General features: G+C 33.1%; 23 protein-coding genes. 14 read left to right on the forward strand and 9 right to left on the reverse strand.

Annotated elements, in window-relative coordinates; genetic code table 11:
* Window positions 1-29: 29 nt before the first annotated feature.
* The 8 genes from Q0505_RS12950 to Q0505_RS12985 all read right to left on the reverse strand — a co-directional run bounded on the left by Q0505_RS12950 (window position 30) and on the right by Q0505_RS12985 (window position 6,428).
* Entirely contained in the window at window positions 30-443 is a 414-nt protein-coding gene (locus tag Q0505_RS12950; RefSeq protein ID WP_299213515.1) for a hypothetical protein, read from the reverse strand.
* On the reverse strand, window positions 418-1,056 hold the full coding sequence (locus Q0505_RS12955; protein ID WP_299213517.1) for a hypothetical protein: 639 nt from the start codon (window positions 1,054-1,056) through the stop codon (window positions 418-420). Before Q0505_RS12955 ends, Q0505_RS12950 begins: the two co-directional genes overlap by 26 nt.
* Window positions 1,057-1,099: 43 nt before the next feature.
* Window positions 1,100-1,699, reverse strand: a complete 600-nt coding sequence (locus Q0505_RS12960; protein ID WP_299213519.1) for a hypothetical protein — start codon at window positions 1,697-1,699, stop codon at window positions 1,100-1,102.
* A gap of 31 nt (window positions 1,700-1,730) precedes the next feature.
* Entirely contained in the window at window positions 1,731-2,522 is a 792-nt protein-coding gene (locus tag Q0505_RS12965) for a DNA adenine methylase (RefSeq protein ID WP_299213521.1), read from the reverse strand.
* A gap of 14 nt (window positions 2,523-2,536) precedes the next feature.
* Complete coding sequence (locus Q0505_RS12970) at window positions 2,537-3,007, reverse strand: JAB domain-containing protein (RefSeq protein WP_299213523.1); 471 nt, start codon at window positions 3,005-3,007, stop codon at window positions 2,537-2,539.
* Window positions 3,008-3,056: 49 nt separating this feature from the next.
* On the reverse strand, window positions 3,057-4,277 hold the full coding sequence (locus Q0505_RS12975; protein ID WP_299213525.1) for a type IV secretion system DNA-binding domain-containing protein: 1,221 nt from the start codon (window positions 4,275-4,277) through the stop codon (window positions 3,057-3,059).
* Between the two features lie 130 nt (window positions 4,278-4,407).
* Complete coding sequence (locus Q0505_RS12980) at window positions 4,408-6,123, reverse strand: recombinase family protein (protein ID WP_299213527.1); 1,716 nt, start codon at window positions 6,121-6,123, stop codon at window positions 4,408-4,410.
* A 131-nt stretch (window positions 6,124-6,254) separates the two neighbouring features.
* Window positions 6,255-6,428, reverse strand: a complete 174-nt coding sequence (locus Q0505_RS12985) for a hypothetical protein (protein ID WP_299213529.1) — start codon at window positions 6,426-6,428, stop codon at window positions 6,255-6,257.
* Window positions 6,429-6,555: 127 nt separating this feature from the next.
* On the opposite strand from Q0505_RS12985, the gene Q0505_RS12990 reads away from it, so the two are divergent.
* From Q0505_RS12990 to Q0505_RS13015, 6 genes are all read left to right on the forward strand, one after another.
* Window positions 6,556-7,074, forward strand: a complete 519-nt coding sequence (locus Q0505_RS12990) for a hypothetical protein (protein ID WP_299213531.1) — start codon at window positions 6,556-6,558, stop codon at window positions 7,072-7,074.
* A gap of 166 nt (window positions 7,075-7,240) precedes the next feature.
* Window positions 7,241-7,591, forward strand: a complete 351-nt coding sequence (locus Q0505_RS12995) for a helix-turn-helix transcriptional regulator (protein WP_299213533.1) — start codon at window positions 7,241-7,243, stop codon at window positions 7,589-7,591.
* On the forward strand, window positions 7,584-8,072 hold the full coding sequence (locus Q0505_RS13000) for a hypothetical protein (protein WP_299213535.1): 489 nt from the start codon (window positions 7,584-7,586) through the stop codon (window positions 8,070-8,072). The genes Q0505_RS12995 and Q0505_RS13000 overlap by 8 nt, the downstream gene beginning before the upstream one ends.
* Window positions 8,073-8,206: 134 nt before the next feature.
* Window positions 8,207-8,443, forward strand: a complete 237-nt coding sequence (locus tag Q0505_RS13005) for a hypothetical protein (RefSeq protein WP_299213537.1) — start codon at window positions 8,207-8,209, stop codon at window positions 8,441-8,443.
* Window positions 8,433-8,948, forward strand: a complete 516-nt coding sequence (locus tag Q0505_RS13010) for a hypothetical protein (RefSeq protein WP_299213538.1) — start codon at window positions 8,433-8,435, stop codon at window positions 8,946-8,948. The genes Q0505_RS13005 and Q0505_RS13010 overlap by 11 nt, the downstream gene beginning before the upstream one ends.
* A gap of 123 nt (window positions 8,949-9,071) precedes the next feature.
* A complete protein-coding gene (locus tag Q0505_RS13015; protein ID WP_299213540.1) occupies window positions 9,072-9,527 on the forward strand; it encodes a hypothetical protein in 456 nt (151 codons plus the stop codon).
* Between the two features lie 29 nt (window positions 9,528-9,556).
* Here the strand turns inward: Q0505_RS13015 and Q0505_RS13020 are convergent, their stop codons facing one another.
* Window positions 9,557-13,183 (reverse strand): hypothetical protein, encoded by a 3,627-nt coding sequence (locus tag Q0505_RS13020; RefSeq protein WP_299213542.1) that lies wholly within the window; start codon window positions 13,181-13,183, stop codon window positions 9,557-9,559.
* A gap of 151 nt (window positions 13,184-13,334) precedes the next feature.
* Between Q0505_RS13020 and Q0505_RS13025 the strand changes: the two genes are divergently transcribed.
* From Q0505_RS13025 to Q0505_RS13060, 8 genes are all read left to right on the forward strand, one after another.
* Complete coding sequence (locus Q0505_RS13025; protein ID WP_299213544.1) at window positions 13,335-13,796, forward strand: hypothetical protein; 462 nt, start codon at window positions 13,335-13,337, stop codon at window positions 13,794-13,796.
* Window positions 13,797-13,891: 95 nt separating this feature from the next.
* Complete coding sequence (locus Q0505_RS13030; RefSeq protein ID WP_299213546.1) at window positions 13,892-14,944, forward strand: hypothetical protein; 1,053 nt, start codon at window positions 13,892-13,894, stop codon at window positions 14,942-14,944.
* 10 nt (window positions 14,945-14,954) lie between these two features.
* On the forward strand, window positions 14,955-15,662 hold the full coding sequence (locus Q0505_RS13035; RefSeq protein ID WP_299213548.1) for a hypothetical protein: 708 nt from the start codon (window positions 14,955-14,957) through the stop codon (window positions 15,660-15,662).
* A 165-nt stretch (window positions 15,663-15,827) separates the two neighbouring features.
* On the forward strand, window positions 15,828-17,264 hold the full coding sequence (locus tag Q0505_RS13040) for a type IV secretory system conjugative DNA transfer family protein (RefSeq protein ID WP_299213550.1): 1,437 nt from the start codon (window positions 15,828-15,830) through the stop codon (window positions 17,262-17,264).
* Window positions 17,265-17,275: 11 nt separating this feature from the next.
* Window positions 17,276-17,734 carry a hypothetical protein gene (locus Q0505_RS13045; protein WP_299213552.1) on the forward strand — a complete coding sequence of 153 codons (459 nt, stop codon included), beginning with the start codon at window positions 17,276-17,278 and terminating at the stop codon, window positions 17,732-17,734.
* A gap of 2 nt (window positions 17,735-17,736) precedes the next feature.
* On the forward strand, window positions 17,737-18,096 hold the full coding sequence (locus tag Q0505_RS13050; protein WP_299213554.1) for a DUF2958 domain-containing protein: 360 nt from the start codon (window positions 17,737-17,739) through the stop codon (window positions 18,094-18,096).
* A complete protein-coding gene (locus tag Q0505_RS13055) occupies window positions 18,086-18,514 on the forward strand; it encodes a hypothetical protein (protein WP_299213556.1) in 429 nt (142 codons plus the stop codon). Before Q0505_RS13050 ends, Q0505_RS13055 begins: the two co-directional genes overlap by 11 nt.
* The gene (locus Q0505_RS13060; RefSeq protein WP_299213558.1) at window positions 18,504-19,358 is read left to right on the forward strand and encodes a relaxase/mobilization nuclease domain-containing protein; all 855 of its coding nucleotides are present in this window, start codon (window positions 18,504-18,506) and stop codon (window positions 19,356-19,358) included. Before Q0505_RS13055 ends, Q0505_RS13060 begins: the two co-directional genes overlap by 11 nt.
* Window positions 19,359-19,484: the final 126 nt, after the last annotated feature.

Genomic DNA, 19,484 nt, shown 5'->3' on the forward strand with positions numbered 1-19,484 from the left:
TCAAAAGAAAGGTGTTTAAAAGTATTAAATTATTCCAGCCAAATTTCTTTGGCTTTATCAAATCCAACCCAGTTCTGATCTTTATCATATCCACGAGCAGACAAGCTGTAGCGAATGAGCTTTTCAAGCGGGATGTCATACGCAAGAATAAAGCGTAATAACTCTCCATTTGCCGTAGAGAACATTCCCTGAAGTTCTTCCCAAAACCATAATGTATTACGATCTGCAAAGATTTCTGCAATTCGATCATAGTCTAGAGAAGTATAACTATCAGGTAGTATCTCAAAGGTTTCTCCAAAAACGGTCGGATGATCTTTAGGTATTATTAAATAGTCCTGTTCTATACTCTGTACAACACCGTAAACTTTATCAGTAGTGCGATGTTCAAAGTTTAACCATAATGCATTATCTATTGCCTTACTTTTTCTTTGCTGTCGTATCATCTTTACTGTCTTTATTAAGTGTTCCTTTTTTTAGAGCAATGGTTTTAACAGGCTCTTTCTTTTCAGCTTGCTTTGAATCATCTTTTATATCAGATGTTTCTTTTACCTTGGCTACTCCATCTTTCGGTTCTTCCTTTTTGATAGGCGTACTATTTAACGAAATGATATCCTCACGAGAAGACAAACCTTCTGCTGCTTTTGTACGAATCAATCGCTGACTATTAAACAGCGGTCTACATTTAATATTAAAGGCGGTATAGTTAAGAGCATCTTTTGGATTCTCCATATTGCCTGCATATATGGTGTAGAGTTCATCATTGGTAAGCGAATGATCTTTAGCATACATGATGATATTGAATGCTCTTGTGGCCACATTATTTAATGAGCCTTGAGTTTCAGAGGTATTAAAGCCAAGTGCTTCAATCTTTTCTTTCTGCTCATCATTGGCATATTTCAAAAAGATTTCTGCTTCTTTTCGATAACCCTTAAGACGATCCGTAATTTCACCTTTAGCTGTTTTAGCTTCGGTAATTTGTTTGTCAGCATCTTTTAAGAGTGCCTGATCTTGAGTGATGTTCTGTATTAAGACATCAACAATACTTGGTGTTTCCATACTATTTAGTTTTAGCACCGAATCGGTGCAGATTAATAATTCATTATTTGATTTTATAAAGGCGATAGATTACGAAGGATTCTTCATCAGAATTTTCTTCTGTAATACAGCGTTGTATTTCAGCTTTCGCTTCTTCTTTGGTGTCGTAAAACACCTTCGGTGGGGAATCCACTATATATTTATCATCTTCTTTTACCGAAGAAGAATAAATGCCATAGACTTGAATGGTAAACCCTGCTTTAAACAGTAATGAGATGTAGTTATACCTGTCATAGTTATCCCACTGTGATGTCGGCTTACTATACAAGTAATGCATCTGATTATTTGTTCTGGTAAAAAGCGCATCCACCTCTTCATCTGAAAAAGTAATAGGCTTTGATAAGTGTAACTCCCATTTATGAATGATGTATAAAAGAACATTGTAATCAGTAACTAATGCTTCGTATAGTTTTTCATCATTAAAGTTTTCTAATTCTTTTTTATGATATCGCTCTGGTGCAATCCAAAGGGCAATATCAATACATTCATCTCGGGTTAAAAACCCTTTAACTTCTTTAGAAATGGGGAAAATATCCGCACTACGCATATTTACTTCCAATACTTCAAAAAAGTAGAGTAACAAACGTTGTTGTTTGAGTGTCATATTTAATTGTGTTAAAAATTAGTATGTGATTTTAGAAAGCGTAATTAGCAGTCAGTACCTCTATTTTCTTTGAGGTATTTGCTACTCCTTCTTTACCAAGACTGGCATTCAGAGGTTTTTCAAATCGTTTAGTGTACCATCCATTTTTCTGGATGTATTCATCCAAAATGTCAGAAGGGTATGAAGACAAGAGAAACTTTCCTTTGATATTAGAAAGCGTATCTAATAAGTTTCGATAATCACTTTCCGTATAACCTTCATAGAGTCCTTGATCAGAGTTGATATAGGGAGGATCGATATAATGAAAGGTATCTACAGCATCACGACTTGTAATTACTTTTAGAGCATCGTTATTTTCAATCTGTACATTCTCTAACCGTTTGTAAATCGACTCATCAAAAGCAATCTTCTTATTCCTAAAAGCTTTAACCCGCTTTCCATATTTATCATATCCCCACGATCCCACATTACAGGCAAAGCCCATATTAGTAGCGATATAAAATGCCCAGGCTTGTTGTAACGTATTAAACAAGTGTGGCATTCGATAGATCGCTAGAGCAACAGAATACGTCGCCCGTGAGAATAGTGTTGCTTCTATTTTTGCTTTAAGCGAAACAAAATCAGTTTTGATGACTTCATAGAAATTAACCACAAGGTTATTCGTATCATTGATCGTTTCTGATTCTGAAGGCGCTTTCGCGAAAAAGACCGCACCACCACCAAAAAAGGCTTCGGTGTAAATGGTATGTTCGGGAATAAGTGGAAGGATATGAGATAGCATATTGAGTTTGCCACCGTAATAAGTAATGGGAGTTTTTGGCATAAAGACTTAGAAAACTATAACCAACCTTCATCTGCGAAGGAGACATAGCTTTCTGTAGTTAGGATAATGTGATCGAGTAATTTGATATGTAAAGTATCAAGGCTTTTCTTTAAGTTCTTGGTTGTCGAATGGTCAGAATGAGATGCTTTTAAAACCCCCGAAGGATGATTATGAGCAATGATCACTCCTGTTGCATTAGTAAGTAAGGCGAGCTGTGCAATCTCTTTATAATTTACATACGTACCGTTCGTATTTCCGATACTAATCTCACTAACGCCTAATACTTGATTAGCATTAGATAGTAAGATGACCCAAAAGAACTCTTTGTAATCCAATCGATTTGTATCGACAAAATCACGCAAAAGATTTTCAGTAGCCATCGAAGATGCAATTCTCTGCTCTTTATCATATAAAGGTCGTTTGTAATGTATTTGGACTTCATTGCATAAAGCAATATCCAAGGGATGTTGTTTTTTGGGTTTCATAGTCTATTTAATTAAGGTTCGTTTGAAACCAGTATGAACTCAAAAAAAATCAAACGGTAGAGTCAGAAATATGTATTGGATCGTAAAGTTTTTTGATTTGATGATGGGTAATGGTATTAGCTGAAAATGCCTTGGAAGGAGAGCCGTGGATCATCAACTTGAGATAAATTTCATAATTAGCGAGGTTCACAAAATCCGCTACAACAAATATGGGATAGAACTCTTTTTCCATAAATCGCGCATCTGATTGAGAAAGTCTAAAGCATACGATTGATCCAACATTTCCAAGTACCGCTTCTCTAATTTTAGGATCAAGCTGTGAGATGTATTGGTGCGCCATAATAAGACCTAATTTGAACTTACGCAGTTCTGAGAGCATATCTATAATAGAAGCGGTTGTGTAATGTTGAAACTCATCTAAATAACAAAAGAAAACTTTTCGTTTTTCTGGAGGTGTATCAATACGAGAGAATGCAGAAGAGGCAATGGAAGTGAGCAGTAAAGAACCTAATATATATGAAGCATCAGAACCCAAATTTCCTTTAGAAATATTTACCAACAGTATCTTTTGAGAATCCATAACCTTGCGTAATGAAATCTGCTCGGTATTACTTACTAACACCCTTTTTACCGAAGGATATGACAAGATACCGCCCAACTTATTGTAAATAGGAATAAGGTCTGTCTTGGGAGAATAGTTTTTAAATTCCTTCTCCCAAAATGCACGTACGTCTGGATTAATGATATGAGGTAAACATTGATCTCGAAAATCACGATCATGAAGAAGTTTTAGAATATCAGAAAAAGTTGCTTGCTTTTGATCTAAGAGGGTAAGAATGACATTACGTAAGATATGAGAGAGTTTGATACCCCAACTTTGATTTCCCCATAGGTGTTGAAAGATTTCAAGGATATTAGAAGTAACTAACGGACGTTTTTCATAGGAAACATTACGCAGTGGATTATATCCTAGATTAAGCAAAGGATCAGTCGTATTAAGATAGATAACATCTTTCTTACGATGTTCTGGAATAGTATCATACACTTTTGAAACTAAATCTCCGTGAACGTCGATCAAACAGACCCCCCTCCCATCATAGATATCCTGCGCGATTTTTGTATGTAAAAGTGAGGTTTTCCCTGTTCCGGTACGACCTAGTATATAAAAGTGATAGAGCCTGTCACGTAAAAGAATACCAAAGTCATCACCTTGATTTCTGAAATTCGTTTGTGCGAAGTAGCAGATTGGATTGTCATCAGGAGTATTCACTCTGCTATTTTCTCTTACAAATGAATGATACAAAAGGGGTAGTAAAATGTATGAGAAAACACCAATTTAAAGTTGATGTCTCTTTCTAATAATTTTTGATTTTCTCTATGCTTGTAGTAGTAGATAGCCTTTAAGAATCTATAATGCTGGTTCGAACGTTGTGCAGTCCTGTGCACAAGGACACATTAGGGGTGTCAAAACCATGAGAATCGCCTTTGTTTATAAGGTGATTTTTTGGTTCTAACCCTTGCTTTTCTGCTCTATACACAAGATCACATTCTTTAAGAGCCAATAGTGGTTTCGCCTTTATAAAATAGAGTTTTCTGTCCAATAACGTCTGGTTCGAACCTATTTTACTCAGTAGTGCTTTTTTAGTAAAATAGTCACTTTCTTCGAGAGTTTTGGATGCATTGAGAGAGAAGTTTAAATAATCAATAGCCACTTCCATCCAATTAGTAATTCCTCTTTCTTCTTGTTTAATTTCGCTTTCGAGAGTTTTAGCTTCCTTTACAGACTGTTCTTTCAATTGATGATACATTTCTTTACTAATATCTCCTTCAGCTCTCATTAAAGTCAAACCATTAATTCGACTTTCAATTTCACTTTTACGTTTTTTTATTTGTGATATATATTGAAGCTGTACGGCATTATTAGTTTCATCATAGTCTTTAAGTTCTTTCGTTATAAAATCGTAGAATGGCTTTTCAATCTCTATACTTTGTAATGCCTTTAAATATTGCTTCTCCAGTTCTGATTCTTGTATGGTTTTTTGACTGCAACTTCCTTTCTTTTTTGTGCATCTATAATAAGTTATATCAATAACTGTGGGTTTCTTCATCTCTGAAATTACAAAATTGCATTTAGGACAGTCATCCCTGTTAATACAAGAGAACTTATATCTACATTTTGTACATCGAACCTGCAATTTACGTTCAGCGGTTATAGAACATCCACATTCTCCACAAGTGAGTAGACCTCGAAAAGAGAAATCATATTTTTTCTTTCGAGTCGGTCTTTTATGATTGCCTATATGAATCTGCACTTTCTCATACTCTTGTTGTGACACCATTGGCGTATGGAGACCTCTATATCTTTTTTTATTTCCATTAACATCGTTCCAATAGAAGTATCCAAAGAAAAATTCTGTGCTAAACAGTTTATGATAGGTATGAATACAATATGATCTTTTATTGAAATTTACTAGCCCTCTTTTGTCGCCTTCTCGCTTAATTTCGGCAATAGAATATGCACCTGTTAACATTAAGTTCCATAATTTTTTAACAATGGGATGTCGCTCTGGATCTTCTATAATTTCTTGGTTTTGGACAACTCCTTTACGATTTTTATGATGAATATAACCTATAGGCAACGTTGGAAAAGGACACCATCCTCTCTCTGCTTTTTGTCGCATTCCACGTTTTACATCGACACTCAAATCTTTTACAAATTGATTAGCCATTCCAAGTTCTACCTGCATCATTAATACGTTATCAGAAGGCTTGTAATCCCTCCCAAAGCATTGAATATGCTTGATGATGTTATTCTGTAGCATCCAACTTATTTTCCCTCCATCTACAGGGTTTCTGGCTAGTCTGTTCAGCTTCCAGCAAAGTATGGCATCAGCTTCTCCTTTTTCAATCCGTAAAAGCATTTCATTAAATACCGTTCTACCTGGAGCTTTAGCTGATTTTGACTCACTAAAAACTTCAACAACATTTAATCCGAGTTCATCAGATATCTTAGATACTTCTGCCTTTTGATCTTCGATAGAAGCCATTTGGCGATCTTCTGATTCACTAGATTTTCTGGCATAGAGAAAATAACGAAGTCCACTGTTATTTTTCATAATACCAACCAAAAAGGGACAAAGAGTAATAATTCAGAATGCTGTTCAAAATCATTTCTTTGCCCCTTTTTAGTCTGAATTTATTTTGATTTTGAACAGCATTAGTACTATACCACACAATACAAAAAATCCTACTCATAATATTTAGGAGTGTTTTCGATAACGAGCGCAAAGAAGCTCAATAATCGATAGGCTTCATCATTTGTTTCTTCAATAGTCAATTCTACTCCGTATTGATCTTTATAGAGTCTTCGGAATTCCATATTACTTTCTAAAGAGAGTGTTGTTGGTACTTGAATTTTCATATTATGACTATAAATCAATAAGGTGCTTAATAGGTAGGGGGAGAAATATGTATGATGCTTTTAATTCATCTTCAATACATATTTATACCACTACCACCTTACTATCATTGATCTGTAGACTAGAGGTATGAGTTATTATATCCATACAACCCAAACTCCTAATATCCTCTTTGATCACTTATTAAAACGGTTAACGAGTAGTGAATTAAAAGTACTGCTTACCGTTATTCGCAAAACGATAGGGCAGACACATCCTACGATTCCTGGTACTCGATTAGAAAGAGCATGGATATCACAAAAGCTGTTTATGCTGTGCTGTAACCTATCTGGACGAGCTGTTTCAAATGCCATTGATTCTTTAGTACAACAAAAATTGTTGCTGGTAACAGACAAAAAAGGCACTGTTTTGGGAACTAAAGCAAAGCGCAGGGGTGCTTCTCAGCTGTATTTTTCAAGCCTTTTAAGGCTTGAACAGCAAAAAGAAAAAACTCGTAAAGGGTCTTGTTATAAACCAGTGACAAAAGGTCACACTATTAAACTAAATAATAAAACTAAATCTTGTTACAATACTTCACAAGGTGCCAGAAAGCTTTCTGACACTGAACGATACCAACAAATAAAAAATACTTTACCCATAAATCAATAATAAAGACACCAGAGATACACAGCTTATTCACTCAATATTCAAGCCACCACGAAAAAATATGTATATATACATATTTCTTACCCTACATACTCTCTCTACCTGTATATACAGAAGATAAATTACTATGTGAAAAGGCAATGTGTAATCCATTGCCTTTAGCACAATTATGAATAAACAACCCAATATATCTCCATCTCAGGCACGTAAGATGCATCACTTGAAAATCAATGATCTTGCTTACCTTTTAGAAATGGATCAAGGAAATTTATCCCGCTTTGAGGCAGGGAAAATCCAAAACCCCAAAGCCATTATAGGCTATCATATCCTTCTTAATTTATCAATAGAAAACTCAATAGCGCAAGTTTTTGAAGGTGGCTTCAACAATTTATCTGATAGGTGTTTTCAGTTAATAGAAAAAGTTTCTGAAGGACCAAAAACACCTAAAAACAGATTACGTCTTGAAGGACTTAATACTGTTGTTACACGACTCATGCAGTTTGATAATGCTCATGAATAAGAAAAATCAAACCATATTAGCGCTCTACCCAAATCGCTACGGTATAGGGTATGCTGTTTTTGATACGCCAGATAATCTTGTAGAGTATGGTATTGGTTATGTACAACCAATAAGTAACAAAAAAACTATGAAGCGGGTAAAACAGTATATCGCTTATTATAAACCTAATGTTATTATCACACGAAATATCAACGACCAAAACAAGAAAAGTAAACGTATTGAAAAACTCATAGATTGTATTTGCAAAGAAGCACAATTACAAAATTTTGAAGTACACAGTTACACCAGAACGCAAATCAAAGATGTCTTTCTTCAGTTTGGAGCGAACTCTAAATATCAGATATCACAAAAGATTATCGGATGGTATAAACGATTAGAAAGTTATACGTTTCCAGAGCGTAAACGGTGGATGGCTGAAAACCATAATACAGGTGTATTTGATGCCGTGAGTTTGGCGATGACGCATTATTATTTGGAGTAAGTAAAAAAGCACCTAAATGGTATTTTTTGTTGTCGCACAACACCTCTTGTACGACAGAAGTCAAGGGTTTTACGACATTAATTATCAGATATCAATTGTTATAAATGCTTAGGTATTGGGTTACAACCCTAAGGTTGGAAGTACGTAAAGTACAATTTAAAATAACAAAATTTTATAATGTCGTTACTCGCAAAATAATCTCAAATGAGGATAGTGATAAAAAAATCTACCATAAAGTAGGAGTTATTAAAGTCACCAAAAATGGTGGTTGGTTTTTAAGTCTTTACCAACAGCCTAATACGGAGTTTATGGTATTCCCAAATCACAATGAAGCACTACCAGTAATCGAATTTGGAAACAATGAAGCTTAATAACACGACAGCGGTCCCAAATGTATTTTTTGATAAGCAGATTGGAACGTTAAGAGGATCGGCTATACGGGTGTATTTAAAAATCGTTCGTAATCTTTTAGGATGGCGAGATGAAAATGGACAAGTAAAGAAGCGAGACTGGATAGCTCATTCGCAATTTGAAAAAACTGGACTTTCAAATAGAAGTGTTACCAATGGTATTGAAGAACTGCTAGAGAAACAATTAATCCAAGTAGCTGACTACATAGGAAACAATTTAAGCGATCCTAAACAACGTAAGTTAGCCAAACGAGTCTACTACTCATTACTACTGGATAACTCAGAAAAAACTACGTTCCAGACCGAAAAAAACGACCAAAACAAAACGCAAGAGTTGCTTACTACAAAAGAAATTAATTACAAAAAGTACAGTGCAAACGAAAGAATTCCTGACCATATACGAATTCAAAGAATTAAAGATGAACAAGAGCGTAAGCAGATTCAAAGAGATAGCTGGAATACCTAGTTGTCTTTTTTGATTAGGAAAGAGAATAGTAAAAGCTAACGCTTTTAAATAATTGATTTAAGTATTGACAATTATTATTTGTAATGATATGGTAATTAATAAGTTGAACCTTAAAAAAATATTATGTCTTCAAAAATAATACTTAATGAATATGAACAACATTTCGAAAATGATGTTTTTCAGTTACAGCTTGTCACTACTAATAATCAAAAATTATATACTGTTGGAAATACAATTATTTGGAATTTCCTTACTAACAATTATGTGATTAAAGATTTACCAATGGAATGCATTTGGATATTTTTCATAAATGGTAATGATAAGATAAAAGGCTTTGTAAAAGTTTCATTATTGGATTGGAAAACGAACCATCCAACTGAAACACTTCGTGTAATTTTATCTGCTGATGTAAAAAAAGTAATTTTTGCATTACATCTAGGTCAAATTCAAAAATCTTTAGAATTTTCTAATACTTTTACAATAATGCATAACAATTTATTAGAAAAATTTGATATTGAAGTAGTTGATACGTTATTAGTGAATGATGATAACTATTATTCATTAATAGAAAATTGTTAATTTAAATAGGACAATCCTCTGATATAATATTAGAGGTTGTTTTTTTGTCTAAATATTTCCCAATATCGATCTGTGCGTTTTAATCTACTAATTTTAGATTCTAAATAGTGTAACGTTCTTTTTAATAAAACACGTTGATTGGGAGGTAAATGAAGTTCACTTAAAAGTAATTTTGTGTTTGTTTGCTGAAGCAATGTAAAAACATCATAACCTCCTAATTTTTGACATACTTCAAAAAATTCAAAATCAAAAAATGAAAAATTATTTATTTTACCTTCATTAAGGTTTTCAAGAGAGTTTATAATTATTTTTCTGCGATTTTTTAAATACTCATTATTAAGTTTGTAAAAGTTTTCAGGATCCATGTCACAAAGAGCATTATAAGCCCAAATGGATAATATATTTTTTCCATTTAATAAGTCTAGTAAATATGGAACGGTAATTTCAATATTGCAGGCGCTATAAAACTCAATAACTTTTTGAGTACTAAAAAATTCATCATTAATAATTTTTAAAATATCATCTACAAAATATTTTGGAAGTCTAATCTTGTATAAGGTAAAAGATTTCAAAATCATTTCCCTTGTTTCTAAATCTTCTTTTAGAAAAATACTATGTAAAGTCTGAAAGCTTTTTACTGTCTCGTTCTTATGAGAGTAGTAAGATTGAGAAACATAAATAGATAAACCGTAAATGCCATTATACTGTAATTTTTTATTATTTGAGGTTGATAATTTGATAAAAAGTGGAATATCTTTATCACGAATGAGTCTATAAAAAACATAGCTAACATTTATCACAATTCGGCTTGAGGTGTTCTTATTATTTAATGTGTCACTCCATTTATCTAATAATTCTTCTTTTATTTGATAATCTAAAATATGATTAAAGCTATTAAGTATTATCATAGCCATACCATATCTGCCTTTACTATTATATGCTATATAAGTAAGGTAGCTGAGAATTCTTTTTTTATTCTCTAGAGTAATTGTATTGGAATGTAACTTTATTTCGTTTTTATAAAAAAATTCATAAAGTGTTTTGAGGTTATATGATGTTGGAGAATGTGTCTTAAAATAAAAAGAAAGATATTCATTTGGATATAAAAAAATACAATCAAATAAAAATGTTTTTAAAAAATCTAAGGGTTGTTTGTAGTCAAAGTTTTTCCTTAGTATAGGTTTTTTTCGGCTTTCAAAAATTGGACTAAAAACCATTGAATTAATAATTGAGAATAACAAATTTGGAGTATTGTCGATATGATCTACAAATGTGCTGTTTTCATATAGGGAATAATTATAATTTTTGTATTCATATTTATCCATTTTTATTCCTTCAAAATGATTTCTACATAAATCTTCACTCAAAATAATACTCATCTCATAAGTACTTGTTAAAAAAAGTTCATATTTTGGTTGGATAAAAGGATAAAAGTGAAGAAAATGGTTATTAATCCTAGGAATTAAAGAAGCACAATAATTACCAATATAATTAAACCTCCTAATTGAAAAGAAAAATAGTTCACTTGTAATATTGGTAGGCTTACTTTTATCATTTATTCTATATCTTAAATCATTAAAAAGAATAAGGCTAAAAGTATTTAAGAGATAAAGTTTGTCTAATAATTTAAACTTTTTACTATTGTTTCCGCTTTCTATAAATTTTAGTGCATACTCCAATTGTCTTATAAATTTATTGTTATAAACAAATTGTTTTTTGATAATAAAAGTGTCTAAAGGTTCCATTATTTTACTAGGAGAAATCAGTCCAAATAAATATGTTTCTATGGAATAGAAACTATCAGTATCTCCCTTGAATTTTTTGCGATATTGTTTATGATTTCTAATACTATTGATCTTCCCAGTTAAATAATTTGCTGCAAAAAATAACCGTATTTCTTTTATTTCAAACCCTAGGCTCTCACCCTTAAAAGATAAAATAGAATGTTTATGAAAATCATCGATTAATTGTTGAGGACTTATACTATCATCACTTATATTTTCCAGATATTCGATTGCTTTTTCATATATAACATTTTCAATATCTTCTTGTTCAAAAGTTAAATAATAAGCAAGTTTAGAAATCAAATCAATTTGTTGAGATTTTACTTTTTTCCATTTATGTTCTGGTAATTTAGCTTTTTGAGTATTTTCATAATCCTTTAAAAAATCATCAATTAATACCTTCTTAAATAACTTTCCTTTATTCTTTAATAATATAGTAATCTGCCTGAGTTCAAACTGACCTTGCCTCCCTAGGTGGGAAATTAAAAATATTAGATGTAGAGGAATACTTATAAACTCTAATAGCCTTGCTCTTTCTAGATTTTCAAAATATTCTTGCCCTTTTTCTGGGAAAACTTTATTTAATATTCTATGAATATTGTTAGGATTAAAATTAGACAGTTTATAGGTTTGAAATTCGCTACCTTCTAATCCGATAGGCTTATAACGTCCACTTAAAATAATCTGGCAATTATATATTTTCTTAAAGTCCTTGATTTCTTGTATTAATTTATGCTCTTCTTTACCAGAATATTCGTCAAAACCATCTAATAGAAGAATCAAAGACTTAGTTGAAATATTATTAAAACTTGAATTAAATCGTTTAAGTCTGCTGTTTATAAGATCAATAAAATTAGAGTTATAAAATTGGAGTTCTATAAAAATAGGAACTACATTTTCTTGCATAGATAATTTATAGGTAAACCATTTGAGTGTTGTTGTTTTTCCAGTTCCTGCTGGAGAAGAAATAAAAATATCATTGTAACTATTCAATACTTCTAATGGTTTATTTTTTTTGTTTAAAAACTCATTAATTTTATTAATTTCATCTTGTAATTGTTGTGATATATTTGGGTTTGTAGCTTGAATATCTATATCATTATTTTCTTTTAATGACTCAAGTTCTCTAATTAATAAATCACGTCTTTCCACCTCAATTTTATCTATTATAAAAAAAGGAAGTTCTACAACATCTTCTATCGATACAGGAAGACTATCATATCCAAATCTGATTTCTTTAAATTCATTTTTTAATAATGATCTGTAGTCTCTAATGCTTTGAGATATTGCAACATCATTTTTTTTGGAAGCTGTACTTTCGATATTTTTGAATAACTCTTCTTTTTCGTTGTTATCATCAAATTCAAAAAAAGATAATTTAAAATTAGGTTGTAATTCAGCTAGAACCTTTGGCAAACCAATTTTTATTAATAAATAATTTAATAATGAATTTGTAAAAAAGACATGCTCAGCATTAATAGCAGTAGCATCAAGCGTATCAAAAAAAGTAATGAGGTTTACGAGTGATTTTTGTCTCTCATCATAATCATTATAACTTCTCGTTAATGAAAAATAATAATAGAATAAAATAGCATTGAATGCATTTATAGATAGTTTTCCACTTTTTATATGTTTAGCAAGGGTTTCTTTTTCAATATTATATTTTATAAATCCTTTAATTTTTGTAGAATTTTTTATTGGATCACTTATTATTAGTCCATCATCTATATTCCATGCTGATAAAGCAGACATTAAAGAACTTAATATGTGTCCAGTAATAGTAAAATGTGCTTTTCCTTTTTCTGGAATAGGTAAATCTTCTATACCATAAAGAAACTTCCAGAAAGAATTCATCTTATTTTCTTTAACCATTTATCTTAATTTTCTAATTAAAAAATACAATTTTAAAAATCGAATACATTTTAGAATGATTATTCTCAAATCGAATATGTTTTCGAATGTAAATTAGAATCACAAATTACTGATTACTATTTACTTGCTACCGTAATATAAACAAATAATTATGGCGGTGAAAAACGATAGAATTACCTTTAGTTATCTCAAGAGACTAAATGAAGAGATCAAGTCTAACAATCCTATTAGACAAAATAAAGCCTATCAAGCTTTATCAGAAATAAATCATAATGGACTAAATCCGGGTCTTCTTATGTATATCTATTATCTCCAAGGAAAGTATCACTATTTAGACTTTAAACGTGATGATAACTTAAAGTCGATAGCTGCGGCTGTAGAATGCTACAGATTAGTATTTCAAACAGCACGTCAACATAGAGTATTTGCTAAGAATCCTAAGTATTATTTTAAATATGCTGAGAGTTTACATAAGCTTTCACAGTATACATTTTGTTTATTTGAACAAAACAAGCTTCATAACAAAGCCTATTTAATTGCAATACATTCAAGTAATAAGTTTCCTGAAAGTACATCATTACAATGGCTAAAGCATCACATTTTAGCTAATTGATATCACACAATACAGCACATTCCAGATCGGGATGTGCTTTTCTTTTACTAACCCTTTTAATTTTTAATCACATGAAAAAGACAAATCCGAGTACCGTGTATTCAAACCGCGACGTTGAATTACTACTTTCAAAAGAAGTAAAAACGATTGAGCAAGAAGTGAGGACTTTTGCGATTGATCTATCCGAAAAATCACTACCTCGCGAAACAGACAAGCTGAGTCTATACATTTCTAAAATACGATCTCCGTTTCAGAATCTTTTGGAGAAAGTCCATAAGAAGATTGGAGCCATTGGAATCAGTTCTGAAATGAAATCAATTAAGGAGAACTATGAGCAGGAAGAACAAACCTTGAAAGATGATTTAGAGAAGACCAATCAGGAACTGCGGCTTCAGAAAAAGGAAGTTAAAGAGCTTAAAGGAAATCTAGGCCACGAAATCAAGCATTGGAACATTGCTTTGTGGTGCTTGTTTGCCTTAACTTTTTCTGAAATTCTGATAAATTTCAAAATCTTCTTACCGATTTCAAGTAACAATCTCACAGCTTTTATTGGAGCTTTGGGAATAGGCATCTCCCTATTTATAATCTGCCATGTTTTTAAGGATATTTTGAATCTATTTTCAACACGATCTGCAAAGATTGTAGCGGGAATATCTATTGTGGCTTTGGTTACTGCACTGCTGTACTCCTTTGCTAAGATGCGACTGTCTATGATCTCAGATATTGGAGAAACATCTACCGAGTATATTTCAGAATACAATTTTGTATTGCTGAACCTGATACTGTTCTTAAGCGGAATTGCACTAACAGTTATCTATAAGCCCAGTAAACAGGTAGTTTCGGATTATAGAAATCATAAGAAAATTGCTAGTCAGATTAAGAAACTGCAACAGGAATGTACTACTGCTGAAAAACGTCTTGCGAGTTTAACCAAAGAGAAGAACGAAAAATTTGATCAGCTTAAAGGTATTGTACTCATGGCTCATCATTACGAGCGCATCGTATCGAGCGAATATATGCGCGTGTTTGCTCTATGGTGTTCAGAGGCGATCATTGCCCGAAAGAATGATGAAACGCCTAAGTGCTTTTCAGAAACGCCAGAGCCACTTACTATCTATTTTGAAAATATTGATATCCAAAACCTTTAAACAACACATTATGAAAACGATTATTTTATTATTTGCGGTAACATTCTTTATAGGATGTAGCGATAGCGAACAATTACAGACCAGAACCTTTAGCTTCCTTATTGATAGGACAGAAGATGCTGTTACCCCACCAACTGCAGATTATCTCTTAAAACGATTGCCTAAACATTCTCCTAATGATGCGTTGGAACTCTGCTATAGCATTATTGGAGATACGCCGTATGCTACTTCGCAGTGCTTTGTTCTAGGTAAAGGAGAAACAGGAATCCTCGCAAATGAAGATACCAGACGAAAAGAGAACCGATTACTCTATAAACAGTTCTCTGATAGTCTTGCGATGCAGAACAAAAGGGAATATTCTTTTGAACGCTCTGATATTTTTAGAACGGTTGTTACCGAGCTTGAAAAACTTTCTAAAAAAGAAGGAAACAGAGAATTGTGGTTATTCTCAGATTTAAAAGAACATAGCTTCTTTTCTGTCTATGACCCTCAATCACAAGCTCAGCTTTTTAAAAATCTTGAAAAAGCAGCAAAGCTTTTTGAACGGGAAATAGATACTGATACAGATTTTTCAGGTATCAACATCCGTATTGTTCATCGTCCGTCTGTCAGAGATGCAAAACTATTTTCACAAATGGTACTGCTCTACAGGAAGGTCCTAGAACCAGAAGGAATAAATATTCACGTAGGAATCGATAATCAAATAAACATTAACTAATGGCACATAAAGGACGCATATTTTTTAAATATCTAAAGCAAATTGTATCTGCTCTATGGAAACTGATTTTACTGGCAATATATACTACCGCCAAGCTATTACAGATGTTAGCAGAAACTCTCGTAAAAATCACTGAAAAATTCATCTCATAAAAAAATAAAAATCATGAAAATATTAATCGAAGGTCTAATAGAACTTCTCTCCAGTCTCTTTACGGGGCTGGAAGGACTTTTCGATAAAGATCACAGCACAGATACTGAGTTTGGAGATGCTTCCAAGCTTATCAGCAAAAGAAATAACGGATTTATTATTGACGGCAAAAACTCGCTTGATATGACTACGAGTTCTAAAAATTGTGCAGTAATAGCAGGATCAGGGAAAGGCAAATCACAGGTACATGTCTTGCCATTACTTCTCAGACAAAAAATTGAATATTCAGCAATAGTGAATGATAACAGCGGAGAATTATCACAATCAATTCCACATTTATTATCAATTGGAGTTACAGCACTAGAAATGAATCTTACCCGTAAAAGGGATGTCTATATTAACCTTCTCGATGGCTGTAAAGGTAATATTGCCGAAGTGAGAAAAGTAACTAAATCCTTAATGGGCTTTGCTTCTAAGGAGCAAGACTTCTTTTCGTTAAGTGCAGAAGATTGCCTTTCACTTTTTATTGAACACGTCGTTGAATCGGAAAGCATCGTACATGCAAATCTTGGCAATGTCTATCGTTTGATACTAGCCTATCAAGGAGAACCTAAAGTTATAGAGCGATATATGGCAGAAAAAGCAAGTGAGAGAACATGGCAAAAGTTTTTAGCGTTATCAGGTAATTCAGAAAAAACACTTAAATCAATTACTGCAACAGCTCTCAGTGTGTTGAGTTGGCTCGGAGATAATCCTGTACTTGCTGATCTTACCTCGGTCACAAATATATCATTTATAGATTTTAGAAAAGCGCCACATGTGCTTTTCATCCAATCGCCAGTAAGTGATGCAGATTTCTACTCGCCAATGATATCGCTCATCCTACAATCCTTCTACCGTTTTGCTTTTTCAAGCTTGCCAGACCCTAAGACTGATTTACCAATAATGAATGTATTGGATGAGTTTTCTAGCCTTATTCCTGGACTTTCAAATTACAGTCAAATTATTAGTAATAGTCGTAAGTTCCTTATTCCGCAACTTATCGCATTACAAGATGAATCTCAACTTTCGTCATACAAAGAGTTGAAGGATAATATCCTTCAGAATTGCTATGTCAAATGCTATCACGGAGCCAGTGAGAAAAAGGCTTTTGAACTAGAAAAACTCTTAGGAAACTACACCTATACAGATAAGGAGACAAAACAGAAAGTGAAACGATCGCTGATGACTGCCTCTGAAATTCGAGAAATGGACGGGGAGATACTGGTTATTGCGAATGGTAAAAAGCCCTTAAAGGTAAAAGCTATTCCTGCGTATAAGCAAAGAAGATTGATAAAGAATCTTAATAAAGAATTGCGAGAGAATAATGAGGAACAGATAGCTGATTATAGTATTCAGTATATCGATTTAGAGCCGTATAGAAAGATAAGTAAAGAAAATAGTAACAGCTAAAATATACCATTATGAGACCTAAAATTTCAAACAAAAATGTCGCCTATGTTATTCGTGGCGAGTATGGATTTAATTCTATTAATCAATTTTTTGAACATACCGAACATCATGTTATGTTCCGCGAAAAAGTCATTCGTAAGGTGGTACAAGAGTTTACCCATTATCATTTTCATAATGATGGAAAACTTACCACTTTTAATCCCTATACAAACGCTTTTGAAAGTTTAAAGATTGAAAACTTTAATCACGTTACGAGCAAGGAAGAATTACTCAAAGAACTCTCCACCTTGCACAAAGCGAGAATGGCAATGCTTGATAAGTCGCGTAAAAAACTTGTCCAGCTTTCAAAAAATAAGGATAGAGATAAGGATTTGGAACCCCAGGTGGAACGACGACTAGGCAGAGAGGCAGAGTTACAGGGAATACATACCGAAAAGGGAAAGGATCAGGATCACGATAGAGAACAATAATCATGAAACTTATCACACCCGAATTAATTGCTCGCTTCAAGGAAGTCGGCGATCAATCAGAAATAGAGGACCCTATCGTTATTGCTAAGTTTTTTGACCCTGTTGGATCAGCAAGTTGGTATGCTACTGAATATGATGAGGAAACGAATATTTGTTATGGGTATGTAACAGGACTTGCTTACGATGAGTGGGGTACATTCTCTCTTACTATCTTAGAATCTATCAAAAGACCTCTTGATCTCTCTATTGAACGTGATCTCTATTTCAAAGAAATAGGTATTGATGAACCGATACAACAATCACGATTAGCAGAATTGCCAAAAGATACAGAACACGATAAAGAAACCGATATTGAGCGATAATAATACAACATATCATACGCTCCAAGACTATCTTGAATCTCGTTTTGATAATGTTGATGTTGTTACTGATACGATGCTCAAACAAGCAAAGCAAGAATGGCGAGCGATCTATCTTTCCCGATACTACAAGCAGTATCGGGAAAGATATATTCAGGTTAGTTTTCGTATTCTAAAGAAGCAGTATCAAGAATATGAAAGAGAAGCCAAGAAGCAAAATATCATCACAACGACCTATATCAAGCGCTTGGTACTTAACAAGCAAAATAATGATCAATCAGTTACTCTAACAGCACTTAGGATTATTCTTTTACAAATCATAGATAGTCTTGAGGAATCACTACACGAAGAAACAACAGTAGATACCCAATACCTCTTATCACTCATAGAAAAATGCCATACGCTTCTGAATGATCGTTAAAGCCTTATCTCATAAAAGTAGTAACGTATCGGCTATCCGCAGACTCGTTGAATATGTTTGCGATCAAGAGAAAATGCAAGATCGCTACTACGGCAGAAAACCGCTTATAGTAAAACAATTTCTACAAAGCTATGAACAAGGAAATTGGGTACAAGCTTTAAAATCCAATGATGATAAGCGAACGTTTAATCACGCAAAACGAACGGTACTTCGTCATGAGATTATCAGCTTCGCAAAAGAGAGTAATCCGCTCATTTCACGAAATACGCTACAGACCTTTGCGAAATATTATCTCAAACACAGGATGACAAAACCAACAATGGGCGTCGCCGTAGTTCACTATGATGAAGCACCCCATATTCATTTTGTCATCGCTGGTATTGCTCTAGATGGATCAGCAACGCGGATCAGCAGAAAAGAGTTTAAAACCTTTAAAATCCAATTGCAACAATTCCAACAAGAAAAGTTTCCTGAATTATCACATTCTCTTGTCGATCATAACAAAGCTAAAACTCTAAAGCTTAAATTGACTCATCAAGAACAGCGTATGAAGGAAAAAGGGAAGATATCTGAGAAAGAAAAGCTTTCGCGAAAAGTGATACAGATAGCACAAGAATGTGTGAGTTTGGAGGAACTAGAATCAAAACTTAATAGGCATAAACTCAAGCCATATCACAGGAAAGGAATACTTACAGGTGTATGGTTAGACAAGAGAAAATTTAGACTAACAACGCTCGGCGTAGGTAGAGAGCACCTGAAAGAAATGACAAGGGAACAGAAGCGATTAGACGCTTTGTTTCAATCTCAAAAAGGTAAAGATCAAGAACGAAGGTTAGAGCGATAAGAATGTATTATTTAGATATGCAAAAGAGGCTGTCTAAAAAGGTGGCCTCTTTTTTTTGCATTATTTTTTTGATTTCGTATCTTAATAACATGAAATCTAGTCCTGTATGGAAGACTAATAATCAGT

This window comes from uncultured Dokdonia sp., assembly GCF_937910895.1.
GTDB lineage: Bacteria > Bacteroidota > Bacteroidia > Flavobacteriales > Flavobacteriaceae > Dokdonia.

Bases quoted from the DNA above. Each gene is read 5' to 3' on its own strand.
- Q0505_RS13040 (WP_299213550.1), top strand. From the start codon at position 15,828: ATGAAAATATTAATCGAAGGTCTAATAGAACTTCTCTCCAGTCTCTTT.
- Q0505_RS13010 (WP_299213538.1), top strand. From the start codon at position 8,433: ATGAAGCTTAATAACACGACAGCGGTCCCAAATGTATTTTTTGATAAG.
- Q0505_RS12980 (WP_299213527.1), bottom strand. From the start codon at position 6,123: ATGAAAAATAACAGTGGACTTCGTTATTTTCTCTATGCCAGAAAATCT.
- Q0505_RS13015 (WP_299213540.1), top strand. From the start codon at position 9,072: ATGTCTTCAAAAATAATACTTAATGAATATGAACAACATTTCGAAAAT.
- Q0505_RS12985 (WP_299213529.1), bottom strand. From the start codon at position 6,428: ATGAAAATTCAAGTACCAACAACACTCTCTTTAGAAAGTAATATGGAA.
- Q0505_RS12990 (WP_299213531.1), top strand. From the start codon at position 6,556: ATGAGTTATTATATCCATACAACCCAAACTCCTAATATCCTCTTTGAT.
- Q0505_RS12955 (WP_299213517.1), bottom strand. From the start codon at position 1,056: ATGGAAACACCAAGTATTGTTGATGTCTTAATACAGAACATCACTCAA.
- Q0505_RS12995 (WP_299213533.1), top strand. From the start codon at position 7,241: ATGAATAAACAACCCAATATATCTCCATCTCAGGCACGTAAGATGCAT.
- Q0505_RS12965 (WP_299213521.1), bottom strand. From the start codon at position 2,522: ATGCCAAAAACTCCCATTACTTATTACGGTGGCAAACTCAATATGCTA.
- Q0505_RS13025 (WP_299213544.1), top strand. From the start codon at position 13,335: ATGGCGGTGAAAAACGATAGAATTACCTTTAGTTATCTCAAGAGACTA.
- Q0505_RS13035 (WP_299213548.1), top strand. From the start codon at position 14,955: ATGAAAACGATTATTTTATTATTTGCGGTAACATTCTTTATAGGATGT.
- Q0505_RS13060 (WP_299213558.1), top strand. From the start codon at position 18,504: ATGATCGTTAAAGCCTTATCTCATAAAAGTAGTAACGTATCGGCTATC.
- Q0505_RS13045 (WP_299213552.1), top strand. From the start codon at position 17,276: ATGAGACCTAAAATTTCAAACAAAAATGTCGCCTATGTTATTCGTGGC.
- Q0505_RS12950 (WP_299213515.1), bottom strand. From the start codon at position 443: ATGATACGACAGCAAAGAAAAAGTAAGGCAATAGATAATGCATTATGG.
- Q0505_RS13020 (WP_299213542.1), bottom strand. From the start codon at position 13,183: ATGGTTAAAGAAAATAAGATGAATTCTTTCTGGAAGTTTCTTTATGGT.
- Q0505_RS13000 (WP_299213535.1), top strand. From the start codon at position 7,584: ATGAATAAGAAAAATCAAACCATATTAGCGCTCTACCCAAATCGCTAC.
- Q0505_RS12970 (WP_299213523.1), bottom strand. From the start codon at position 3,007: ATGAAACCCAAAAAACAACATCCCTTGGATATTGCTTTATGCAATGAA.
- Q0505_RS13050 (WP_299213554.1), top strand. From the start codon at position 17,737: ATGAAACTTATCACACCCGAATTAATTGCTCGCTTCAAGGAAGTCGGC.
- Q0505_RS12960 (WP_299213519.1), bottom strand. From the start codon at position 1,699: ATGACACTCAAACAACAACGTTTGTTACTCTACTTTTTTGAAGTATTG.